The sequence below is a fragment of the Cereibacter johrii genome, from assembly GCF_001720585.1.
In the GTDB taxonomy this organism is placed as follows: domain Bacteria; phylum Pseudomonadota; class Alphaproteobacteria; order Rhodobacterales; family Rhodobacteraceae; genus Cereibacter_A; species Cereibacter_A johrii.
The window spans coordinates 1-5,608 of record NZ_MABH01000130.1 but is presented as its reverse complement, the minus strand read 5'-3'; the positions used below and the strand labels follow the sequence as shown (position 1 = coordinate 5,608).

General features: G+C 71.6%; 2 protein-coding genes and 1 pseudogene. 2 read left to right on the top strand and 1 reads right to left on the bottom strand.

The annotated features are described in order from the left end of the window. A pseudogene (locus A9O63_RS10365) lies at positions 1-1,578 on the top strand (beta strand repeat-containing protein); the annotation flags it as partial. A 68-nt stretch (positions 1,579-1,646) separates the two neighbouring features. Here the strand turns inward: A9O63_RS10365 and A9O63_RS10360 are convergent. Further along, the gene (locus tag A9O63_RS10360; protein WP_069331860.1) at positions 1,647-4,736 is read right to left on the bottom strand and encodes a calcium-binding protein; all 3,090 of its coding nucleotides are present in this window, start codon (positions 4,734-4,736) and stop codon (positions 1,647-1,649) included. Between the two features lie 312 nt (positions 4,737-5,048). Here A9O63_RS10360 and A9O63_RS10355 point away from each other — a divergent pair. Beyond that, a partial coding sequence (locus tag A9O63_RS10355; RefSeq protein ID WP_069331859.1) for a trimeric intracellular cation channel family protein occupies positions 5,049-5,608 on the top strand: 560 nt, incomplete at its 3' end.

The following is a 5,608-nucleotide window of genomic DNA, read 5'->3' as shown; positions in this document are numbered from 1 at the left end:
GCGGCGCTCGGCTCGGCGCAGGTGGCGGCGCTCACCACGGCGCAGGTGGCGGCGCTCACCACGGCGGCCGTGAAGGGCTTCGGTTCGGCTCAGGCCGCGGGTCTCACCACGGCGCAGGTGGCGGCGCTGACGACGGCGCAGCTCTCGCAGCTCTCGACGGCGGCGGTGAAGGGGCTCGGCACGGCGCAGATCGTGGCGCTGACCACGGCCCAGACGGCGGCGCTCGGCTCGGCGCAGCTGGGCGCCCTCTCGACCGCGCAGGTGGCGGCCTTCGAGACGGCGGATGCCGCGGCGCTGACCACGACGGCGCTGAAGGGGCTGACCGCGGCTCAGGTGGTGGCGCTGACGACGGGTCAGGCGGCGGCGCTCGGCTCGGCGCAGGTGGCGGGTCTCACGACCGCGCAGATGGCGGCGCTCGAGACGGCGGATCTCGCGGCCCTCACCACCACGGCCGTGAAGGGGATCACCACCGCTCAGGTGGGGGCGCTGACGACAGGGCAGGTGGCGGCGCTGACCACGGCGCAGGTGGCCGCGCTTGCGAGCACGGCGGTGAAGGGTCTGTCCTCGACCCAGGCGGGGGCGCTGACGACGGCGCAGGTGGCGGCGCTGACCACGGCGCAGGTGCCCCAACTCTCGACGGAGGCGCTGAAGGGGCTCGGCACGGCGCAGATCGTGGCGCTGACCACGGCCCAGGCGGCCGTCCTCGGCTCGGCACAGCTGGCGGGCCTCTCGACGGCGCAGGTGGCGGCGCTCGAGACGGCCGATCTCGCAGCCCTCACCGCCACGGCCGTGAAGGGCCTCGGCTCGGCCCAGGTCGCGGGCCTGACCACGGGCCAAGTGGCGGCGCTGACCACGGCGCAGATGGCCCAGCTCTCGACGGCGGCGATCGCGGGTCTGGGATCGGTCCAGGCCTCCGGCCTGACCACGGGCCAGGTGGCGGCCCTCACCACCGACCAGCTCGCCCGGATCACCACCGCGGCGGTGAAGGGGCTCGGCACGGCCCAGATCGTGGCGCTGACCACGGGTCAGGCGGCCACGCTCGGCTCGGCGCAACTGGGCGCGCTCTCGACGGCGCAGGTGGCGGCCTTCGAGACGGCGGATGTGGCGGCGCTGTCCACCGCAGCCGTGAAGGGCTTCGGGACGGCGCAGGTGGCGGCGCTGACCACCGGGCAGGCGGCCGCCCTCGGCTCGCGTCAGGTGGGCGCCCTTTCCACGGCGCAGGTGGCGGCGCTCGAGACGGCCGATCTCGCAGCCCTCACCACCGCGGCCGTGAAGGGTCTGGGATCGGCGCAGGCGAAAGCCCTGACGGCGGCGCAGATGGCCGCGCTCACCTCGGCTCAGGTGGCGGCTCTCACCACGACCGCCGTGGCAGGCTTCGGCTCGGTGCAGGCGGCGGCGCTCACCACGGCGCAGATGACGGCGCTCACCACCGCGCAGATCACCACCCTGACCACGGCCGCCATCAAGGGTCTCGAGACCGCCGATATTGCGGCGCTCACCACGGCGCAGGCGTCGGCCTTCACGGCCACGCAGCTGGGGGCCATGTCGAGCGCCCAGATCGCGGCTCTCTTCCTCTGATGCGAGAGCGCACCTCCGGCCCTTCGGGGCCGGAGGATCTTCTTTCCCGGCCTCCGGAACCCGGCCCCTCAGATCACGAAGAAATCCGCGGCCGTCAGGGCGAGCCCCGCCGAGAGGGTCGCGATCTGCACCCGCGCGCCCCCTCCGGTGCCGTCGGCATCGAACCAGAGCGCCCCGGTGTCGCGTTCATAGAGGATCCGGTCGGCCGCATCGGTGGCCTGTCCCGAGAGGTTGGAGGCAAAGGCCGCCCCGCGCAGCGCCCCCGCCGGAAGGCCGCGGAACACCGCATTCTCCAGATGGATCACGTCGTCGGCCACGTTGAAATCCGAGATCCGGTCGATCGCGCCGGGCCCGGGGCGGGTGTTGAAGACAAAGCTGTCGCGCCCGGCGCCGCCGATCAGCAGATCCGCCCCGCCGCCGCCGCTCAGCGTGTCGTTGCCGCCGCCGCCGTTCAGCCGGTTCGCCCCGCCATTGCCGATCAGCAGGTTCGAAAGCCCGTTGCCGGTCCCCGAAAGGTTCGCCGTGCCCGTCAGCACCAGCGTCTCGAGCTGGGCGCCCAGCGTGTAGCTGACCGAGGCGCGCACCACATCCACCCCCTGGCCCCCGCGCTCCACGATCGTGTCGCCGCCATTGGTGATGTATGTGTCGTTGCCCGTCCCGCCGATCATGACGTCGCGCCCGCCGCCGCCGTTCAGCGTGTCGTTGCCGGCAAGCCCCTGCAGGCGGTTCGCCCCGCCATTGCCGGTGAGAAGGTTCGAAAGCCCGTTGCCGGTGCCCGACAGGGCGGCCCCGCCGGTCAGCACCAGCCGCTCGACATTGGCGGCCAGGGTCCAGGAGAGGCTGCTCTGCACCGTGTCGATGCCGCCCCCGGAAAGCTCGATCGTGCTGTCCCCGGCATGGTTGACGACATAGCGGTCGTTGCCCGTGCCCCCCACCATCCGGTCGCGTCCGCCGCCGCCGTCGAGCAGGTCGTTGCCCGCGCCGCCCGACAGAAGGTCGTTGCCGCCCCGGCCCTCGATCCGGTCATTGCCGCCGAACCCCTCGATCCGCTCGGCATTGGCCGTGCCGATCAGCCGGTCGTTGCCGCCCGAGCCGCTGAACGTGCCGTCGAGGAGGGTGGCCACCCCCACCGGCACCGGCGTGACCGAGGAGATGGCGCTGGGGAAGGGCGGCACGAGGCGCAGGCTGAAGCTCTCGGTATTCTCGAGCACGAGATCGTCGAGAATGGGGATGAGAACCTCGGCCCGGGTCTGGCCGGGCAGGAAGACCACCTCGCCCGACCGGGCGGCGAAGTCGCTGCCGGGGCGGGCCGTCCCGGCGAGGGTCTGGAAGCCTACGGCGATCCGCTCGGCCGAGGGGGCGGAAAGCTCGACCACGAAGACCGCGACCCGGCCGCCGGGCCCCTCCTGCAGCGTGGCATGGCCGACCGAGACCGAGCGGTTCAGCCCCACCCCGTCACTGTCGAGCACCCAGCCGCCGGTGGACAGCGCACGGTTGCCGCCGCCGAACTGCGCGCCGCGGGGATCGCTCAGATCGAGAAAGAAGCTCTCGTCGATCTCGTCGAGACTGTCGTTGTAGGAGCGGATGCGGAGCGTCTGCACCGTCTCGCCGGGGGCGAAGGTGAGGGTGCCCGAGGGAGCGGCGGAATAGAAATCCTCGTCGAGCAGCGCGGTGCCCGAGCGGAACTGGTAATCCACGCTCACCGCGTCGGTCGCCGGTTCCGAGAGCCGGATCGTATAGACGAGGTAGCTGCCCTCGACCACCCGGTCGCCCTCGACCGAGATCACCGGCACCGGCCCGTCGTCGTTCAGGATCTCGGCCGTGCCGGTCGCGGCGGGCACGCCATGGGCGCCGGTGACGGCGAGGCCGAAGGTCTCGCCCGCCTCCACCGCGCCATCGTTGATCAGATTGACCGCGACCGTGGCCTCGGTCTGGCCGGCGAGGAAGGTGACGGTGCCGGTGCGGGCGACATAATCCGCGCCGGCCCGGGCCGATCCGTCATGGGTCGTGTAGGTGAAGCTGCGGTCGGTGGTGAAGGCCTCCGACAGCGTGAGGGTGAAGAGCGCCTGCCCGCCCGCGGCCTCGGTCACCACCGGGTTCGAGACGGCGAGCGCCCGGTTCAGCCCCGCCCCGTCCGTGTCGATCACCCAGCCCGTCGTGACGAGGGTCGAGATGTCGGCGCCGAACTGCGCGCCCTGCGGCTCGCTCAGTTCGAGAAAGAAGCTCTCGTCGATCTCATCCAGACTGTCGTTGTAGGAGCGGATGCGGAGCGTCTGCACCGTCTCGCCGGGGGCGAAGGTGAGCGTGCCCGAGGGGGCGGCCGAATAGAAATCCTCGTCGAGCAGCGCGGTGCCCGAGCGGAACTGGTAATCCACGTTCACCGCGTCGGTCGCCGGTTCCGAGAGCCGGATCGTGTAGACGAGGTAGCTGCCCTCGACCACCCGGTCGCCCTCGACCGAGATCACCGGCACCGGCCCGTCGTCGTTCAGGATCTCGGCCGCGCCGGTGGCGGCGGGCACGCCATGGGCGCCGGTGACCGCAAGACCGAAGGTCTCGCCCGCCTCGACCGCGCCATCGTTGATCAGATTGACCGCGACCGTGGCCTCGGTCTGGCCGGCGAGGAAGGTGACGGTGCCGGTGCGGGCGACATAATCCGCGCCCGCCCGGGCCGACCCGTCGTAGGTCGTGTAGGTGAAGCTGCGGTCGGTGGTGAAGGCCTCCGACAGCGCGAGGGTGAAGAGCGCCTGCCCGCCCGCGGCCTCGGTCACCACCGGGTTCGAGACGGCGAGCGCCCGGTTCAGCCCCGCCCCGTCCGTGTCGATCACCCAGCCCGCGGTGACGAGGGTCGAGATGTCGGCGCCGAACTCCGCACCCTGCGGCTCGCTCAGTTCGAGAAAGAAGCTCTCGTCGACCTCATCCAGACTGTCGTTGTAGGACCGGATCTGGAGCGTCAGCACCGTCTCGCCCGGGGCAAAGACGAGCGTGCCCGAGGGGGCGGCCGAATAGAAATCCTCGTCGAGCAGCGCGGTGCCGGAGCGGAACTGGTAATCCACGCTCACCGCATCGGGGGCGGGCTCGGAGAGCCGGATGGTGTAGGTGAGGTAATTGCCCTCGACGGCAGGGGTGCTGGTGACGCTGAAGGTCGGAAGATTGGCCATGAAACGGATCCGATCGAGAAATGTCAGGGGAAAGGGATTCGACGGAAAGTCTGCCCGACAGAGGCATTTTTTCAAAGCCGAACAGGCCGGGCCTGCGGATTTTTCCCTTTCAGAGAAAGGGGCACAGCGCCTTTCGGCGTAGGTCTCCCCGGCCGATCGGGGGCCTGTCGCACCTGCTTTCGAGCCCGGCCCCTGCCGCCCCCCGCTCGATCGGCGCCCGCCGCGCGCATCCGGGGGAGGGCGGCCCTCCCTGCGCTTGAGTTCCCGCGGCCCTCCGGCCAAAAGGGACGGACCCGCCCGGAGGAGGCCCGGATGTTTCAGACCGTCACGATCCTGCTCGACTGGTTCGGCCTGTGCATCTTCACCGTGACGGGCGCCCTCGTGGCCTCGCGCAAGGAGATGGATATCGCGGGCTTCGTGCTGCTCGGCGCGGTGACCGGCGTGGGCGGCGGCACGATCCGCGACCTCGTGCTCGGCCGCACCCCGGTCTTCTGGGTCGAGGAGCCGGCCTATGTGCTGGCCTGCCTCGGCGTCGCGGTCTTCACCTTCTTCTTCGCCCACATCCCCCAGTCGCGCTACCGCTTCCTGCTCTGGCTCGATGCGGTGGGCCTGTCGCTCTTTGCGGTGACGGGGGCCGAGCGGGCGCTGCAGGCCGGGGCGGGGCCGGTGATCGCGATCGCCATGGGGGTGGCCACGGCGACCTTCGGCGGCATCCTGCGCGATCTTCTGGGCGGCGAGAGCCCGGTGATCCTGCGGCGCGAGATCTATATCACCGCAGCCCTTCTGGGGGCGGCCACCTTCGTGGCGCTGGGGGCGCTCGGCGCCCCGCGCGAGCTGGCGCTGGGGGCGGGGTTCGCCGCGGCCTTCCTGTC

Coding starts and splice junctions, on each gene's coding strand:
- A9O63_RS10360 (WP_069331860.1), bottom strand. CDS start 4,736: ATGGCCAATCTTCCGACCTTCAGCGTCACCAGCACCCCTGCCGTCGAG.